Below are 16,820 nucleotides of genomic sequence, written 5' to 3'. Positions count from 1 at the left end.
AAGGGGATTCCAATGAAAAAGCTAATTCTACTAATGCTAGTTACGTCATCAATTTTTGCCAATACACTAAGTGAAAAGCAAGAATCAGAGGTTTTAACAGCAATTGATAATATTTGTGGTGATACATGGTGTGAAGGTGATTTTAACTTTAGCTTCAACCTATTTGTTTGTGATGAGAATACAAATTCATGTGTTCTTCAAGCAGATTTAATCGTTTATGACTATAATGGTGAAGTTGAAACTGAAAAGCGCTTCCCACAATCTTGTATTGTTAAAGGTTATACAAACTTCAATCAAATGGTTGAAGAAAGTCGTTGGGGATATGATCTACAATGGCCATTCTATGAAGCTGTTACAGATTGTGTAACTGAGATGGAAGAAGCAGTTTATCAGGTTTGGGAATAACGGTTGAATTTAAAATATTTAAAATATAGGCCTCTTTCATAGAGGCCTTTTTTATTTCTATTTTAATTTGTAAGGCATATTTGTTTTTGGATTCTTTAAAACACCTTGTGGAAATGAGCTTCTCATTCTCTTTCCATTTGAGAGAATTGTTACATTTACTTGGTTCCCACCAGAGAATGTCTTGTATTCAAATGAGATTTCATTATCTGAGAATAGTCTAATATTCTTATCTGATTGTGCATCAAATGTTGTGTCGTACTCTTTAAATGCATACATTTCATCGAGAAATTTAAATTCAATAGGGCGACTATATTGTCCTGCCCAGCCAAGTGCATATTTAGCGCTTTCCACTATAATTCTGACTCCACTTGTACATTCTTTCCCTGATTTAAAGAAACCAGTTTGTTCTAAAGACTTTGTACTATTTAAAGAATAAGTAAAACGAGTAAGGCCATTTCCTAATTTTGTTCTCTTCTCTCTTAGTGGAGTTGATTGATGTTTTGTTTTATATTCAGCAGAGTCAGACCACACTGGGATCTCATAACGACACCATTGCTCTAAAGTTACATCAAAATTGAGCTCATTTGTTGGAGCATAAAATTCAAAGCTAAAAGGTCTTGCTGTTGTTTGAACTGCTTGAGCGCTTAGACCTGTAAAAAGAGTACTTAGGGGAATTAAGTATTTCATTATTTATTCCTTTATATGCGGTTTTTATTTAAGTTTTAAATGAAATATCACTTTTGTTCATTTATGCCAGTTAAAATGTATTTTATTCATTGCCTTGATGCTCGTTTCTATCTAATATCCAATAGTTAATTAGTGAATATGGTGAAAATCCATTACTGTCCCGCAACGGTTATAGTCCGATCCTAATTAGCAAATAACATTTATCCCGAGGAGGAATTATGACTGAAGATCAGTTAAAAGACGCAATCGCGCGCTCAAAAACACGTATTGTTAGGGCCGTTTTCCCAAATAGTACAAATCATTATGACACATTATTTGGTGGTATCACGTTGAAGTGGATGGATGAAGTTGCCTTCATTACCGCAACAAGGTTTGGAAGAAAGAAATTTGTCACTGTTTCAAGTGATCGTGTGGACTTCAATATGCCGATCCCAGGTGGCCACTTTGCTGAACTTATCGGAGAAGTTGTTAAAGTTGGAAAAAGTAGTCTAATTGTGGATGTTACTTTAATGCTTGAGGCAATGTATGAAGAAGGACAGGTTGAAGCAGTAAAGGGGAGTTTCACTCTAGTTGCAATCAATGATGAACGAAAGGCTGTACCTATTTTCTCATAAAAATAGAGATGGATGGATAAACTTTTTTCATTTAAAATATGACTATGTCATATTTTGAAGAAGAAGTATTTAATAGCGAAAATATTAGTGAACTCAGCTCTCTAAAAGGGGGCGAGTTCATTTGTTGTGAGTTTAATGATTTAGACTTAAGTGGATTAGATGCATCTGGTGCCAAGTTTATTGAATGTAAGTTTAATAACTCAAATTTGAGTAATTTAAATCTATTAGGTGCTACACTACGAGATGTTTCATTTGGCGATTGTAAGTGTGTCGGTATTAACTTTTCTGAGTGCAATAATTTATTTGATTTAAGGTTTAAGAGAGCTTCTCTTGATTATACAAGCTTTGTGGACTGCTCGTTAAATAGTTCAAGCTTTATTGAAAGCTCTTTTAAAGAGGCGGACTTTTCTCAGGGAACTTTTGAAAATTGTGACTTTTCAAATAGCAATCTCTTAGGTGCGAATTTTTCAAAGGCCAATATGAAAGGCTCTAATTTTAGCCATGCAATTAATTTCTATATTGATATTACAAATACAAATTTAAAAAAATGTAAATTCACTATGCCTGAGGCCCTAAACTTATTGGGCCCTTTTGGGATAGAAATCGAATAATCAAAGTTAAGCTAGGAAGGCGCCAATGAAAACACCAGAGAAATTTGCTTTAAAGGTTAAAGACAAAATCCGTGCACAAATTAATAGTGCTACTTCAAACAAACATCTATACTCGCAAAAAGATTTCCTCTATGAAAGAAAGGGGCCTTGGCCACAGCCTTCTCCTGTTCATCCTTGGGGAGAATCTCCTGCTGTTATTCATGTTCCATTTAGAGAAGTCGCTGACTGGTGGCTTTGGATTGGCCTTCGTTATATGGCGACTTTACCTCTTGCTCCTTTTTATTATCTTAAGGCCAAGATCATTCCTGGACTAAAAGAAGTCACGAATAAGGAATTTGAGGACTTATTAAATTATTCGATGATGAGTAAATTTTTAAGTGATCAATTAGATGAGGAAGATTGGAGAGTTTTTAGTGATTATAATAAAGACGAGAGAGAATGGTTTATTGTCGATCTCGATGCTGTAAGAGTTGTAAAAACATTTCCTGGTATTTATGCCAGCGCTTCTAAAACACTCCTATATAAAGAAGGAGAGCGCTTCATCGTTCAGGCGATCTACATCAAAGACACTGAGACTGTATTTGATATAAGTGAGGATTCTGATGCATGGGAGCTAGCAAAGTACTTCGTCCTTCAAGGAGGAGCTCTATGTGCAACTTTAGTTGTTCATCCTTTATTGCACTTTCCATTCGACTCAATAAATGCCATCTCTAAGACATCATTACCTAAAGAGCATGTTTTATTTAAATTACTATCTCCACATTTTCGTTTTACTCTGCCACTAGAGAATGCTGTATTAAATTATAAGAGCTCTCTTCTTCAAGAGAAGTGGTGGATGGTGTATGCGCCTTACCCTGGAGGACCAGCTGGTTTAAGAGATTTACTAGTGGAAGGATATAAGGGAATTAAAGGAAATTTATCTTACCCTCCATTTTCATACTCTCTTAATTCTCCAGGTGTTGAAGGAAAGTACGGCATCTATTTAAAAAGCTACTATGAAGTTTTCTATAAATTTGTATCAGAAATTTTATCAGATGTAGAAGATGGTGATTTTTGGATTACTAAATGGTCTGATTATTGTCATCAGCACGTTAATGATTTTCCAAAAGGTAATGATATTTTCAAAGGTGATACATTAGTGAGAGTAGTGACGACCTATCTTTTTACAGTAACTGTTGCTCACGCTACTGATCATTACAATTATGGAATCCTAGATAAGAGACAGGTTCCATTACGACTTAGACAAGCACCTCCTAAAAAGGGAGATAAGATGATGAAGAGGTCAAAGCTTGTTAAAGCCTGGGATCAAATGAAATACTCTATGGCAGATAATCTCTTCTTTTCACCAACTACGGTGACAAAACTCATTGATGCTAATTATAAGTTCAAATGTCCTCGACGAAGAAAGGCTGTTATAACCTTTAAAAAAGATCTTATCGACCTTGATAGAAAGTTAAAAAAAGAGGGGATAGAATATATGCCCCTTAATAAAATTTCGGCAAGTATTCAGTTCTAAAGGCTTAAATTCTTGGCAGTAATTGGAGCTTATTCACATGACGTAAATCATAATTGTATTTTTATGTTCTGAGAAAAAGCTCTTTTATTTCATGTAGTTATATCGCTAATTTCACCTCATGATGAAAGTGGCAATAAATATTGTGGGATAATTGGCCATTATGATGTTACGTGATAAATTAATTGTGCTTCTATTTGGGGACTTAAAAAACTTTTCAGATCAAGAAGTTTCACATTTTCGACTCTATCTATTGACGGTGCTTCTTACTGCACCTCTATTGTGGACTCACGTATTGGCCGCATATGTATTCACAGATATTCCTACCTTCTATCAACTGGGAATTGCCTGTGCAATGATTCATCTTTTGAGTCCACTTCTGTATAAAGTATTCCGCTCTTTTTCATTAATCTTTCACGCAATCATGTTTGCAGGATTCTCTCATATCGTTCTTTGGACACATTATACCGGTGGGATTTACAGTGTTCAGCCTATTTGGTTTACCGTTCTTCCTCTTATCGCTGGAGTTGTAGGAACACGTAGAGACTTTATCATTTGGTGTGTGATTCCTGTCGTAGCGACTTTATATTATTTCGTACTTAACTTAAATGGTTTTGTATTTGCAAATCACTTATCACAAACTGGTGATATTGCTGCCCGTGTCTTTATAATGATGGGACTTATCTTTTTAAATACTGTTTATATGTTTGTTTTCTTAACTGAAAGGGACCGCTTTAATAAGGCCATTTTTGAAAAGAGTGAACAAATTAATACTCTTTTAACACTCGTTGGACACGACATAAGTAACCCTTTAACTGTTATTAATTTATCACAGAAGAAGTTATTCAAATTATTAGAAGATAATTCTGATGAAGAGATTGAGAAGTGCTTGGCCCGTATTAATTCTTGCACGACTGGGATTGGAAATATACTCGCTCAAATACGGGATCTACAATCGATCAAACAAGGTAAAGTCGAGTTAAAATTTGAAAAGGTCTACATTAATGATGTTGTGGACTATCTTTCAAAAGTATTTGAATCTAAGCTTCAAGAAAAGGAGATTATACTAAATTATGACTTTAAGAAGTATCAAAATGTCTATGTCATGGGAAATGCTACAGCATTAAAATATCAAATTTTAGGTAATCTCCTCTCTAATGCAATCAAGTTTTCGGAAAGAGGTAAGGAGATAAAAATAACCTTAGAAGAAACAATTGATGGTGTTCATATTCATCTAATTGATGAAGGTGTTGGAATTGATGAAACACTCTTAGATATTCTTTTTGAAAGTAATGCCATCACATCAAGACAGGGAACAGGTGGAGAAAAAGGAACAGGTTTTGGGATGTCCATTGTGAAGACATTTGTTGAACTCAGTCATGGAACTATTGCTGTTAAGTCCCGAACTAAGAATGACTCACCGGACAATCATGGAACACATTTTCAATTAAGCTTTAAAAAGACGCTATTCTCTTAATTTTTCTTTTTCTGCTGGGATTTGTTATAATGTATTAAATTTATAACAAAAGAGGAATCTATGAGAATGATGAGGTCGACAAATCCGACACTATCAAATGATGTTTTTAATACAAGAGCAACAACAGGTGAAACAATGAGTTTTTCTGGGGTTTTCAATAAGGGGATGATTCTCTTTGCTCTTATGATGATGACTTTTATTTATACTTGGAATCAAACACTTGGTGCTCTTGAAAATGGTATGGGTGGCCAACTTTCACCATTTGTCATGATAGGTCTTATTGGTGGACTTATTGCAGCAATGGTTACAATTTTTAAACCAACTTGGGCCATGTTCACAGCTCCAATCTATGCACTCTTTGAAGGCCTATTACTTGGCTCTGTTTCAGCAATGTATGAATTTCAATTCCAGGGATTAGTCTTTAATGCTGTAACGATTACATTTGGTGCTTTTATCACACTTTTCTTTCTTTATCGTTGGGGCCTAGTTAGAGCAACTGGTACTTTTAAGAAGATTATAATGACAGCAATGGGAGCTATTTTCTTAGTGTATATGGTTGGCTTTGTAATGAGCTTCTTTGGAGCATCAATTCCATTAATTCATGGAAATGGTCCAGTAGGTATTGGCTTTAGTCTTGTGGTGGTTTGTATTGCTGCTTTTAGTTTAATTCTTGATTTTGACTTCATTGAAAGAAGTGTTAATCAAGGTGCTCCTAAGTACTTAGAGTGGTATGCTAGCTTTTCACTTATGGTTACTTTAATTTGGCTTTATATGGAAGTATTAAGATTATTATCAAAGTTAAATAGTCGCGACTAATTTAAATATTTATGGACCAGCGTGCTCCAAAGAGTATCTGGTCCATTATTAGCTTTTCTGAATTAAAATCTTTTCCAGTTTTCCCATCTAAATCTTCAATCTTCTTACGATATAAATTAAATAGACTCTGATCTTCTGGCAGTTGATTGGCCATTTCTTTTAAAACTTGTGCTGCTTTTGAGAATTCTTTTGCAACGGGAGTATTAGAGCGTCCCGCTATTTCATAACTTTGATAAACAGAAGTAATCGTCTTTTTAAAATCTAGTAAGAGCTTTTTACTAATTGAATTATCAAGAGGAATATTCTTATATGCCCAATCCTTAATTTCACTTATCGCAGTAAAATGAGCGTAGAATGAATCAGTTCGACTATACTCGTATCCCCATTTTGATTTCTTTACGATCACACCTTGGCAAACGACTTTTAAGGCATCATCACTTAAACTATTAACAGTGATCGTTGATGTTCCTAAAATCTCCTCACTCTCATAGCCTTCTAAATCAAGGCAACGATATCGACATGTGAAGATGACTTCTTTTGGATATGGTGCTGAAAAATCATTTTGAATATAGCGCTTAGTTGAGTAGTCACTAATACAGTGGCCGGCCTCTAGTGCATATGAATTAAATGAGAAAAGAATTAATGAAATAAGTAACTTTAAAATCACGTTCTATCCTTGAGTTGTCATACCGTTATAAATAACGAACCAGATATAAATAGATAAAATAAGGAGGATTACCTTAAGTACAATACGGATATAATTTGGCTTGCGTGGTTTCATTGGCGCATTATAGGTGGGACTTATCAAAAGTTCAATATAACTAAGTAGTTGAATATATTGAGTAGTGTAGCTTTTACGTCAAGTTAATTAACTTAGTTTCCGATAAAGTCTTAAGTATTTTTATTATTAGGGGAAACAATGCTTAAACTTCTTAAGAATCCGTCACTAATTCTAATCTTTTCTCTCTTGGCCGGGGTATTTCCACAGGTCTATGTCGCAAAGTACGATTATCCAGATTTCTTAAGTCGTCTGCCGGCTTCTTCCGCTCAGAAAACGGCCTATGAAGTATGGGGTGAGATGATGGAGTCATCTGTGGCCTTTAATGCTAAAGCAACCCAAGTTTTAGGCTCTGGCCGTCGCGCCATTTCTTGGGGAGGTGAAAAAGAGGGTTCATCTTCTTATGTCACAAGAATCTTTGGGCCTAGTGCAGATACGTTTGAAGCTATTGTCGAAGGTTATTCGATGGATGAAGAAGAGCAAGTTACATTTCTTAGAGACTTCTTTAGTCGTTGGATGAATAATCGAGCTGGTGAATCGATACGTGTATGGATTGATGAAGATGGTGTTCGCCATGATCCTGCACAAGAGTTATTAGATGCTAAGGGGCGAAATAAGGCCATTAATATGTCCTTCTTAAATAACTTTGACCCGCAAACAGCATCACATGAACAGTTAATGAATAAATGGTCAGAATTTATTAGTAAGACCAATAATAGTCCATATAGTTATTTAACTCCTGGAACTAGACGTAAGTTCTTTAAAGGAGAGTTCTCATCATTAGTAGATCCAATTGACGATTACTATGACATGGTTCCCAATCTTGGAGCACCTGAAAAGTATATGTCTGAAATTGAAGACACTTCTGTTGGATGGGAAGTTAAATTTGCACCACAGAAGTCTTATGGTGAATTTCAAGAAATGATCGCATGGTTTAAGAAAACGATGGGACGCGGAGGTGAGTTATTTCAGGCTCCAGGTCACCAGCGTATGGTTGTTCCTATTGGTGGAAACTTTAATCGTTCAAAAGCAGCTGAGTTAACAAAAGCAGCTCAGGCCCTTATTGTCTTGGAGGGAATAGCTGGACGATCTGGTATTGAAACTGCTGATTATAAAAGTATTATTGATGATTATGAAATTATCGAAGCATTGGAAGACGGTTATGAAACAAATCGTGGCCCTCTTCGTGTCGATGATGAAGATCGTTTTATTAATAACTCAATATCAATTGAGTTTAGATCGGGGACAAAGAACTCTCGTGTCGCTCGCTTTATTCAAGCTTCAATGGCATCTCGCTTTTCTCGCGGTGACTTTACAGGGATCTCTAAAGCTGATTCTTGGAATATCATTGGAGAATACTCAACATACCCTGATGAAGATGATCTGGTTGAGCGTTTTGGACTAACTCGTAGTCAGGCCCAGAGGGCCGCTCAAAAACTAAGAAGAGCTGGATTAAGTGGTTACAATATTGCTCTATGGAATTGGTATGATGATAACCCAATGTTAGGGGATACTAAGAAAGCTATTTTAAAGAATTTAACACGAGACTATTTAATTGATGTCGCAAGTTTACGTCATACTAATTATGAGAATTTAAAGAAGGCCGTAATCTCTTTACAAAGAGAATGGGTTAAATCTTCTAATATTGCTGAAGATGTTAAGAAGTATATGATGCCTGCTCGAAAGTTTTCGGATAAAGAAAATTTTCATAAGTTTAAACCAGGTACAAGAATGAATGTCGATGTTAATAAAATCGATCTTGGAGTTGAGTACTCAGCTAAGTTCCCATTAAAGTTTGAAGGTGACTATGCCATGATTGAAGATGGTAGCGGAGGCTATAATCGCCAAAGGCTAATGGATGGAAAAATGTCTTGGCTTCAAACACGTGTTGATATGTCGCCAGAAGAAAAAGAAGAATACCTAAAGAAGATGGCCGTTGATCTAAGAGATCGTCTAGGTGGAGAAGGTGAGCCTGAAAGACTTTTTGAGGATGGTCACGGTCACGGTTTAGATATCGCATATAAAATTAAAGACTCAAAAGATCGTTCATGGCGAATTGAGTGGGATGGTATTGGACGTAATTATACCCCAAGTGGTGAAGTCTTAGTTGAGTCTGTTAGAGCTGGATCTATTGAAGTCGTAACTCCAAAATTTGAACCAAATATGGATGAAGTCCAAGCAGTATATGATACTTTTGAAAAGAATAATGCCCTTCCATATATTAAAGCAGGTGGTGGGCACTTAAATATTGATCTAACGGCATTTGAAGGAAAACCGAAAGAGTTTGCTCGCTTTCTAGCGACTTTCCATGAATACAGGTCAGTCATTGCATTCTTATTTCAGGATCTCAATCGTATTAAAAGTGCAGAGCCTGTCGATATTAGTGAAGAGTTTGCTCAAAAACTTGCTAATTGGAATGGTTCTGAAGCAGACCTAAAAAAGGCCCTTTATAATGAAGGATATTTTAATAAGCGAGTAGGAAGAAAGACTCGTTATACGCACTTAGATGTTTCTGCCTATTTTCAGGATGTCATTCCTCCTAAGTTTATTAGTGATGACTTTGATATCTCTAACCCAAAAGTTCCGTGGAGACCTGCCTTTAGAGTAAATCCAAAAATACGCAAGGCCGAAGTGAGAATGTTTAATGCTCCAAGAGATGCATATGAGAGTGCTCTTCAAATGAAGCTATTTCGTGCAATTTTAAATAAAGCATTAAATAAAAATGATGAGATCTCTGGTGAGATGCAAAGTATTTCTCATGAAGAGTATCTGGAAAGGCCAGATCGCTTAATGGATGACTTAAAGAAGATGACTGATGATCTTGGTCTAGAGATGCGTGAATTTAGACCACTTGCTGGTGAAGCATTATCTAATGTTGAACATTATACGCAAATGAAATTTTATAAACCATTAGCTGATCAATTAACAAATAATCCAAAGTTTACTAATTGGGAAAGGGCAGTAAGACCAAGGGGAGCTCGTTCTGCGATTTCTTCTGAAGGAAGAGCTTATACTGGAGAAATTTCACCACAGGCCCGAGAATTTCAACGATTAAGGATTCAATCCGCAGAAGATAGCGCATACAATCGCGCCAATGCGGCCACAAATCTTTCTGGCCTTCCTCAGCTAAAAAAGAAGACCAATTGTGTAACAGCAATTAGAGATCTCATTGGCCAATAACAGTGGTTAAACGAGAGATCTATTCAACGCTTATCCATGAGGATGCAAAACATATTGTGGATCTTTTGGAAAGTCATGGTATTAAGAGCGAGTCATCAAACTCGCTCTTAAATGATCATATCTATCTTAATAGTGCTGCCACAAAAGAATATTCTATATCTATTAATGAATTGGACTATTATCAAGCGAAGTCCCTGTTAGAAAAAGAAGGTGTTGAAGTAAAAGAGATACCTCTTTCTGATGGTAAAAAGAAGCTTGATATCGATTATCTTCACGATTCTCTACGTTTGGCGATCTTTGGAATGCTATTTGTTCCGCTCATTTTAAATATTCTATCCCTATTTAAACTTTACCTGGCCATTAATAAGGGACAAAAACTTAAGTTCTTCTCAGTTCTACAAATCTTATTCTTTAACATCGTTGGAATCAGCTTTTGGAGCATTTTTCTTTATAATAAATATATTGAATCACAATGATAATTTATAATCATTATATTTATGATACTTAATTCGATAATTTCTCTTTAACAAACTTTTTCAATAAAGAAAAAGAGTAGGGAGAATTTATGAAAGCATTATTAGTTGTATTATTTTCGTTGACGTGCTTTGCACAAACGACAGTTATCTCAGAGCGTACGGTTCAATTACCTGTTGATATTAGTAGCGCTAAATTAAAATGAACGAACCTAGGTTATGGCAGCATTTACTTTGTAAAAGTCATTGTTCCGGAGCTAGCTGGAGAAACATTTCTAAATCATCGAAATGTTGGTGAGGACGGACCTTGTTTATTTACTCATGATACGAGAAACGTAGAGGACGTCGTCGGAGACAATCCTTCAATTGAAGATGTTGATTTTAAGATCAAGCTATCAAAGCAAACAATCAAGCTTGACGAACAAAAGTGTGGGGTTGTTCTAATAGAGGATGTAAGAGCAAATATTCGTGGTTTTGAATTTCAGCACACTCTTAGACACACAATGCCAGAAAGACATATTGATGATTGCTTCTAGCGAAGGTCTTTAAATAAAAATTCCAATCCATTAAGTTTGATCTCGGCCAGCTCTTCCAAGAGCTTGCCGAGCTCTCCTTGTGGAAAGCCTTTATTCGAAAACCACACAAGATACTCATCAGGTAGGTCTATAAGAAGGCGACCTTGATACTTTCCAAAGGGCATACGAATTTGGACAAATTTTAATAGATGTTCCTTATTAAATTCAATATCCATAAAGACATTATAAATTAATACTCGTTGACTGGCCCCTAAATACTTTGCTAAATATGACATATGGCAGAATTTAAAGACTTAGGGTTATCCCCACATATTTTATCAGCTCTTGAAAAGAAAGGTTATACACAACCAACTGAAATTCAAGAACAAGCGATTACACCAGTTTTACAAGGGCGTGATCTTATTGCAATCTCACAGACTGGGAGTGGGAAAACTGCTGCTTTTAGTGTTCCGCTACTTCATTTAATCAAAGAAAGTAAGAGAAAGCTTAATCCATTTCATGTAAGGGCGCTTGTTATTGTGCCAACACGTGAACTTGCTATGCAAGTAGAAGAAAGCTTTAAGCAATATGGTAAGGGACTTGCCTTATCGACAATGGCCATATACGGCGGCCACAGTCGTAAGCAACAAGTTCAAAAGCTTGCTAAAGGAATTCAGATCCTAGTTGCAACACCTGGCCGTCTAGTGGATCTATTAGAAGATGATTATGTTATTCTTGATGATTTAAAATACTTTGTCCTTGATGAAGCAGATCGCATGCTTGATATGGGATTTAAAAATGATCTTGATAAGGTGATGGACAAACTTCCTAGTGAAAGACAATCGCTTTTATTTTCTGCAACGATGCCAAAGCCTGTTGAAGAAATAGCTCGAAGAACTCTAGTTAACCCTCATCGTATTGAGATTGCACCAGTGCACGCAAGACATGAAGGGATTCGTCAGATGGCCTATCTTGTTGAAGAAGAAATGAAGGCCGACTTTCTTTTGAAGTTTCTTAAAGACCGCCATATTAAAAGTATAATTGTCTTTGTGAAAACAAAGTCTCAGGCAAATAAATTAGAAAGGTATCTTAAAGAGAATCATATTAAGGCCTGTGCAATTCATTCTGATCGCGATCAACGCCAAAGAGTTTATAATTTAAAAGAGTTTCAAAAGGGTGCCATGCACGTTCTTGTGGCAACTGATATTGCAGCAAGAGGTCTTGATATTGATGGTGTAGGATATGTCTTAAATTTCAACCTACCTCAACAAATCGAAAATTACACACACAGAATCGGAAGAACTGGCCGTGGGGGGAGAAGAGGTATTGCGATCTCTTATATTTCACCGCAAGAAGAAGGCTATTTTAATAGAATCCAAAAAGAACTTGGTCTTGATATTCATATAAAAAGGCCTACAAAGTAGGCCTCTCATATTTTTTGAATATCTTTTGAAAATTACTTTTCGATATTTGCACCAACAATCGCAGCCATTTGCATCATGTTGATTGTCTCACCTTCATTCATATTACGAAGATCTGTTACTTTTCCAGACTTAGAAGTTGAGTTTGTATTTCTAAAAATTGGAAGTAGAGTAGCGTCAGCTACAATAAACTTACCTGCATTTTCAGGCTTTCCATTTTCAGTTTTTGTTTGAAGACCTTTTTCCTTGATATAGTCCCAAAGTCTTTTTGTAATCTCTGTGCGTGGAAGTTCAGTTTCTCCTAGCATTGATGCTAGTTCTGTTTTTAACTTAACTGGCTTCTTTAATCCTTTTGCTTCACTCATATTTAAATCCTTTTTAAATAGCTATTGAAATATTGTTTAGTAAAATCAAGTCTTTGTACAGTAAATTCTTAGTCATCTAGTCGATCATCAGCAATATGTGTCGATAAATCATCAATTACTGATAATTCCACGATATTTGATGCTTTGTCTAATAGCAATTGGCAGTCTTTACTTAAGTTAAGTAAATGAAGTTTTTTTCCAACTTGCTCATAACGCTCAGTGATATTTTGCAGGGCCTCAATTCCTGAATGATCCCAAACTTTTGAGTTATCAAAATCGATATAGACGTGTTCTTTATCTTCTTTAAATTCAAAAAGGTCTTTAAAAGAAGTTACTGAACCGAAGAATAATGGGCCTTCTAATTCATAGAATGTTCCTTCTTTTTTATCTTCTCTTTTTGCATGCATTGTTTTTCCGTGTTCCCATGCAAAAACTAAAGCTGAAACAATAATACCAACAGCAACCGCCACTGCTAAGTCAGTTAGAATCGTTACAACTGAAACGAGGATAATAACAAATAGGTCAGACATCGGAATCTTTTTAAAGAGTCTTAAGCTTGACCACTCAAATGTTCCAATAACAACCATAAACATAACACCAACAAGTGCACCAAGTGGAATCATCTCAATTAGAGGGGCACCAAAGAGTACAAATAGTAGGAGAAGAATAGCTGCTGTAATTCCTGAGAAACGACCTCGTCCACCACCGCGAATATTAATCATTGATTGCCCAATCATGGCACAACCACCCATTCCGCCAAAGAATCCATTAACGAAGTTTCCAATTCCTTGACCAATACATTCACGATTTCCTTTTCCTCGAGTATCAGTTAGTTCATCAACAAGTTGAAGAGTCATAAGGGACTCAATTAAACCAACTGCGGCCGCAAGAACAGCATATGGAAGAATGAAAGTAAAAGCATCCATTGTGAATGGTACATATGGAATTCTAAAAGATGGAAGACCTGCTGCAATCGTTGTGATTGATTTATCTTGATCTTGAACAAAGTCGAGAACTGTTCTTACTAGTCCTGGATTTGCTTCATTTAGAAAGTAGCCAATGACTGTTGAGAGAACGATACCTGCTAATGTGGCAGGAATGGCCTTTGTTAATTTTGGTAAGAATACGCTTACTCCCATTGTAAGGGCTATTAGGCCACACATTGTCATTAGTTGAGGTGATGGTAGAAGTTCTCCTCCCATCGTAAACTGACTAAATTGCGCCTTAAAGATAATAATCGCTAGACCATTTACAAAACCCAGCATAACAGGATGTGGTACAAGGCGAATGAACTTACCAAGTTTTAATATCCCACAAATGATTTGAATCATTCCCATTAAAATAACGGCAGCAAAAAGGTAGTTTAGCGCATTATCCATGGCCGCATCAAACGTCATACCTTGTGACTTACTCATTTCCATTACTTTATATACGAGTGGTGCAAAGATAACAGCAACTGCTCCTGTTGCACCTGTGATCATTCCTGGTCTACCACCAAAAATCGAAGCGAGTAATCCCATCATGAAAGCTGCGTAAAGACCTACTTTCGGATGCACTCCTGCAACAAAGGCAAAGGCAATCGCTTCAGGAACTAGTGCTAAGGCAACAGTTAATCCTGAAAGGAAGTCGTTTTTGAGGTTTTCTGGTTTCTTTACAATTAATTGAACAAATTTGTTCTTCAGTGAAGCACTTACATCTTCACTATGCTTGATTTTATCAGCTGACATCTCTCTTCCTGTTTTAAATGATATAAGGCTAAATCATATATTACTTGATGCATTATTTAAAGTCATTATCCTTTAAGAAGTCGTTAAACTTTAATTACTTATCAGTAGTTTTTGATCTCGTTCAAAGCATCACAAATATTATTTAATAATTGGCAATTCTTAACAATTTATTGACCAAATAGGGATATCTCTTCACAGCATGTGAATGAAGTAATGAAGTATTTTGATTCTCGTTTAAGCTTTGAGCAGGACTTTATTTTTTGTGGTGAGAGTCAGTGTTCTTCTCTTGAAAATCAAGGGGAGAGGTTAAAGGAGATTGCAGAGCTTATCGATGCTGGTGCATTTGAGTCTCTCTTAACAGCTAATCTTGGCATCATTGATGAAGAGTCGTTAGCATATGCCCATCGAATGGTGGAAAATGACCAATTACTAGGTAAAGTTGTCTTAAATTACAGTGAATAACCCATAAATTGAATAAAAAGAGCACAAATATTGTGCTCTTTCCTTTTTCGTTTATAATGAAACTATGAAAATTAATGAAGAACTTACAGAAAAATTTAAAGAAGCTTACGATGTTGCCCTAAAGGCAAGAAGTCAAGCTCATGCTCCATATTCAAAATTTCAAGTTGGCTCGGCCTTAAAAATTGAAGGCGTTGATCAATGTATACCTGGCTGTAATGTTGAGAATGCAAGTTATGGTGGAACAATTTGTGCTGAAAGAGGAAGCATCCTTTCAAGTGTTGCCAATCACGGCAAGAAAAAATTCGAATATATTGTCGTTGTAACCGACCAAGAAGAGCCTGCAGTTCCATGTGCTTTTTGTCTTCAGGTATTGTCTGAGTTTGTTGGCCCTGACTTTCCAATTTATCTTGGAAACCTAAAAGGCATCACTAAAGAAGTTCTTTTTAAAGAACTGCTACCACATCCGTTTACTGAGTTTACAGTTTAGCAGCGTTGGAAAACTTCTTTCGTGTGAGCACCATAGATTTCTAGATCATTTAGTCCTGCTAGACTTTTAATAAGCTCTTTGTCTGACTTATCATCTAAGTTCTTTTCTAGGTACTCAAAGAAACCATTTCGATCTTTGCTTTCAAACGAAGCACTCTGAACTACGCGGTAAAGATCCTCACGAGTATTATTTGAGACCTCAATTAACTTGTGAAGCACAAAGCTTGATAGGTGTTTGAAGTTTGCAGTTACTTTTGAAAGCATGGCCTCTTTATCCACAACAAGATCTTCAATTGTACTAGTCATTCTCTCTATAGAGTAGAAGAGTATTCCAAACATATCTGGTAAATAAAATCTTTCTGAGCTTGAGTGGCTAATATCTCTTTCGTGCCATAGGAGAGTGTTATCCATGGCAATTTGCTGATAAGAGCGAAGCATTCTGGCCATTCCTGTTAGGTTTTCGCTAGAGATTGGGTTCTTTTTGTGTGGCATTGTAGAAGAACCTTTTTGTCCTTTTTTAAAGCCTTCAAAAACTTCGGCAACATCAGAGTGTTGAAGATGGCGAATTTCAATACAAAGTCTTTCTAGAGCGCAACCAAATAGTGAGATAATAGATGTCAATTTTGCATGTCGATCCCTTGGGATAACCTGTGTTGATACAGATTCTACTTGAAGATCAAGTTGTGATAGAACACGCTTTTCAATTTCAGGAGTAATGATCGTGTAATTTCCAACTGCTCCTGAAATTTGACCAGTAAGTTCATTATTGTAGAAGTCTTTGAGGTCATTGAATCTTCTCTTAAATTCACAATAGTGACCTCTTAATTTTTGCCCAAAGCTCATTGGCTCAGCAAAAATCCCATGTGAGCGGCCAATGCATATTGTGTCTTGATGCTCTAGGGACTTGTCTTCAAGGGACTTAAGAAGCTTTTCGAAAATAGGGAAAGTACGTTCTAGAGTTTCTTTTATTTGAAGAGTTAGTGCTGTATCGATTACGTCTGAAGAAGTCACACCGTAGTGAAAAAACTTTCCTTCATTGGTTTCTAGTTGTTCTGTGATTGAAGTACAAAAAGCAATAACGTCATGGCGTGTTTCTTTTTCTATTTCTTTGATTCTCTCTGGACTGACAGAAACAGTATTGAGTTTATTGGAGAACTTATTTTCAATTAGTCCTGCTTCTTCAAGTGCGACGACAAGGGCCTTTTCAACTTCGAGGAATTTCTCAAATTTAAATTGGTCTGTCCAAATTTCACTAATTTCTGCTTTGTTATATCTTTCAATCATATTTAT

17 protein-coding genes and 1 riboswitch are annotated in these 16,820 nt (G+C 36.1%); of the genes, 11 read left to right on the top strand and 6 right to left on the bottom strand.

Annotation, left to right across the window (positions count from 1 at the left end):
- The first annotated feature begins 12 nt into the window (after positions 1-12).
- On the top strand, positions 13-405 hold the full coding sequence (locus BALOs_RS10675; protein ID WP_120405159.1) for a hypothetical protein: 393 nt from the start codon (positions 13-15) through the stop codon (positions 403-405).
- Positions 406-462: 57 nt separating this feature from the next.
- Here the strand turns inward: BALOs_RS10675 and BALOs_RS10670 are convergent, their stop codons facing one another.
- Positions 463-1,092, bottom strand: a complete 630-nt coding sequence (locus BALOs_RS10670; RefSeq protein ID WP_120405158.1) for a hypothetical protein — start codon at positions 1,090-1,092, stop codon at positions 463-465.
- Positions 1,093-1,170: 78 nt separating this feature from the next.
- Positions 1,171-1,345, top strand: a riboswitch (cobalamin riboswitch).
- Between BALOs_RS10670 and BALOs_RS10665 the strand changes: the two genes are divergently transcribed.
- The 5 genes from BALOs_RS10665 to BALOs_RS10645 all read left to right on the top strand — a co-directional run bounded on the left by BALOs_RS10665 (position 1,311) and on the right by BALOs_RS10645 (position 6,123).
- Positions 1,311-1,706 (top strand): acyl-CoA thioesterase, encoded by a 396-nt coding sequence (locus tag BALOs_RS10665; RefSeq protein ID WP_148666850.1) that lies wholly within the window; start codon positions 1,311-1,313, stop codon positions 1,704-1,706. Its footprint overlaps the riboswitch before it by 35 nt.
- A gap of 44 nt (positions 1,707-1,750) precedes the next feature.
- On the top strand, positions 1,751-2,317 hold the full coding sequence (locus BALOs_RS10660; RefSeq protein ID WP_162929651.1) for a pentapeptide repeat-containing protein: 567 nt from the start codon (positions 1,751-1,753) through the stop codon (positions 2,315-2,317).
- A 25-nt stretch (positions 2,318-2,342) separates the two neighbouring features.
- Positions 2,343-3,833, top strand: a complete 1,491-nt coding sequence (locus tag BALOs_RS10655) for a hypothetical protein (protein ID WP_120405156.1) — start codon at positions 2,343-2,345, stop codon at positions 3,831-3,833.
- Between the two features lie 160 nt (positions 3,834-3,993).
- A complete protein-coding gene (locus BALOs_RS10650; protein ID WP_120405155.1) occupies positions 3,994-5,307 on the top strand; it encodes a HAMP domain-containing sensor histidine kinase in 1,314 nt (437 codons plus the stop codon).
- 69 nt (positions 5,308-5,376) lie between these two features.
- On the top strand, positions 5,377-6,123 hold the full coding sequence (locus tag BALOs_RS10645; RefSeq protein ID WP_120405655.1) for a Bax inhibitor-1/YccA family protein: 747 nt from the start codon (positions 5,377-5,379) through the stop codon (positions 6,121-6,123).
- A gap of 1 nt (position 6,124) precedes the next feature.
- Here BALOs_RS10645 and BALOs_RS10640 read toward each other — a convergent pair whose 3' ends face one another.
- Entirely contained in the window at positions 6,125-6,790 is a 666-nt protein-coding gene (locus tag BALOs_RS10640) for a hypothetical protein (RefSeq protein WP_120405154.1), read from the bottom strand.
- Between the two features lie 252 nt (positions 6,791-7,042).
- Here BALOs_RS10640 and BALOs_RS10635 point away from each other — a divergent pair, with 252 nt between their 5' ends.
- Positions 7,043-10,081 (top strand): hypothetical protein, encoded by a 3,039-nt coding sequence (locus BALOs_RS10635; protein WP_120405153.1) that lies wholly within the window; start codon positions 7,043-7,045, stop codon positions 10,079-10,081.
- 2 nt (positions 10,082-10,083) lie between these two features.
- Positions 10,084-10,557: a hypothetical protein gene (locus tag BALOs_RS10630; RefSeq protein WP_120405152.1), complete on the top strand. Its 474-nt coding sequence runs from the start codon at positions 10,084-10,086 to the stop codon at positions 10,555-10,557.
- Between the two features lie 529 nt (positions 10,558-11,086).
- Here BALOs_RS10630 and BALOs_RS10625 read toward each other — a convergent pair.
- Positions 11,087-11,305, bottom strand: coding sequence for a DUF3820 family protein (locus BALOs_RS10625; protein WP_120405654.1), 219 nt, complete (start codon positions 11,303-11,305; stop codon positions 11,087-11,089).
- Between the two features lie 60 nt (positions 11,306-11,365).
- Between BALOs_RS10625 and BALOs_RS10620 the strand changes: the two genes are divergently transcribed.
- The gene (locus tag BALOs_RS10620; protein WP_120405151.1) at positions 11,366-12,493 is read left to right on the top strand and encodes a DEAD/DEAH box helicase; all 1,128 of its coding nucleotides are present in this window, start codon (positions 11,366-11,368) and stop codon (positions 12,491-12,493) included.
- A gap of 32 nt (positions 12,494-12,525) precedes the next feature.
- Here the strand turns inward: BALOs_RS10620 and BALOs_RS10615 are convergent, their stop codons facing one another.
- Positions 12,526-12,855: an SWIB/MDM2 domain-containing protein gene (locus BALOs_RS10615; RefSeq protein ID WP_114705191.1), complete on the bottom strand. Its 330-nt coding sequence runs from the start codon at positions 12,853-12,855 to the stop codon at positions 12,526-12,528.
- 68 nt (positions 12,856-12,923) lie between these two features.
- Positions 12,924-14,582, bottom strand: a complete 1,659-nt coding sequence (locus BALOs_RS10610) for a SulP family inorganic anion transporter (protein WP_114705190.1) — start codon at positions 14,580-14,582, stop codon at positions 12,924-12,926.
- Between the two features lie 213 nt (positions 14,583-14,795).
- Between BALOs_RS10610 and BALOs_RS10605 the strand changes: the two genes are divergently transcribed.
- Together BALOs_RS10605 and cdd are read left to right on the top strand one after the other, a co-directional pair.
- On the top strand, positions 14,796-15,044 hold the full coding sequence (locus BALOs_RS10605) for a hypothetical protein (RefSeq protein WP_114705189.1): 249 nt from the start codon (positions 14,796-14,798) through the stop codon (positions 15,042-15,044).
- Positions 15,045-15,108: 64 nt separating this feature from the next.
- On the top strand, positions 15,109-15,531 hold the full coding sequence (gene cdd, locus BALOs_RS10600; protein WP_114705188.1) for a cytidine deaminase: 423 nt from the start codon (positions 15,109-15,111) through the stop codon (positions 15,529-15,531).
- On the opposite strand, the gene purB is transcribed toward cdd, so the two are convergent.
- On the bottom strand, positions 15,528-16,814 hold the full coding sequence (gene purB, locus BALOs_RS10595; RefSeq protein ID WP_120405150.1) for an adenylosuccinate lyase: 1,287 nt from the start codon (positions 16,812-16,814) through the stop codon (positions 15,528-15,530). The genes cdd and purB overlap by 4 nt on opposite strands.
- Positions 16,815-16,820 lie beyond the last annotated feature (6 nt).

Source organism: Halobacteriovorax sp. BALOs_7 (genome assembly GCF_003612895.1).
GTDB classification, from domain to species: Bacteria; Bdellovibrionota; Bacteriovoracia; order Bacteriovoracales; family Bacteriovoracaceae; genus Halobacteriovorax_A; species Halobacteriovorax_A vibrionivorans.
Note: the sequence above shows the minus strand (reverse complement) of the source record. Positions and strands in the feature narration are given on the sequence as shown.

Bases quoted from the DNA above. Each gene is read 5' to 3' on its own strand.
- BALOs_RS10675 (WP_120405159.1), top strand. From the start codon at position 13: ATGAAAAAGCTAATTCTACTAATGCTAGTTACGTCATCAATTTTTGCC.
- BALOs_RS10670 (WP_120405158.1), bottom strand. From the start codon at position 1,092: ATGAAATACTTAATTCCCCTAAGTACTCTTTTTACAGGTCTAAGCGCT.
- BALOs_RS10665 (WP_148666850.1), top strand. From the start codon at position 1,311: ATGACTGAAGATCAGTTAAAAGACGCAATCGCGCGCTCAAAAACACGT.
- BALOs_RS10660 (WP_162929651.1), top strand. From the start codon at position 1,751: ATGTCATATTTTGAAGAAGAAGTATTTAATAGCGAAAATATTAGTGAA.
- BALOs_RS10655 (WP_120405156.1), top strand. From the start codon at position 2,343: ATGAAAACACCAGAGAAATTTGCTTTAAAGGTTAAAGACAAAATCCGT.
- BALOs_RS10650 (WP_120405155.1), top strand. From the start codon at position 3,994: ATGATGTTACGTGATAAATTAATTGTGCTTCTATTTGGGGACTTAAAA.
- BALOs_RS10645 (WP_120405655.1), top strand. From the start codon at position 5,377: ATGAGGTCGACAAATCCGACACTATCAAATGATGTTTTTAATACAAGA.
- BALOs_RS10635 (WP_120405153.1), top strand. From the start codon at position 7,043: ATGCTTAAACTTCTTAAGAATCCGTCACTAATTCTAATCTTTTCTCTC.
- BALOs_RS10625 (WP_120405654.1), bottom strand. From the start codon at position 11,305: ATGGATATTGAATTTAATAAGGAACATCTATTAAAATTTGTCCAAATT.
- BALOs_RS10620 (WP_120405151.1), top strand. From the start codon at position 11,366: ATGGCAGAATTTAAAGACTTAGGGTTATCCCCACATATTTTATCAGCT.
- BALOs_RS10615 (WP_114705191.1), bottom strand. From the start codon at position 12,855: ATGAGTGAAGCAAAAGGATTAAAGAAGCCAGTTAAGTTAAAAACAGAA.
- BALOs_RS10610 (WP_114705190.1), bottom strand. From the start codon at position 14,582: ATGTCAGCTGATAAAATCAAGCATAGTGAAGATGTAAGTGCTTCACTG.
- BALOs_RS10605 (WP_114705189.1), top strand. From the start codon at position 14,796: ATGAAGTATTTTGATTCTCGTTTAAGCTTTGAGCAGGACTTTATTTTT.
- cdd (WP_114705188.1), top strand. From the start codon at position 15,109: ATGAAAATTAATGAAGAACTTACAGAAAAATTTAAAGAAGCTTACGAT.
- purB (WP_120405150.1), bottom strand. From the start codon at position 16,814: ATGATTGAAAGATATAACAAAGCAGAAATTAGTGAAATTTGGACAGAC.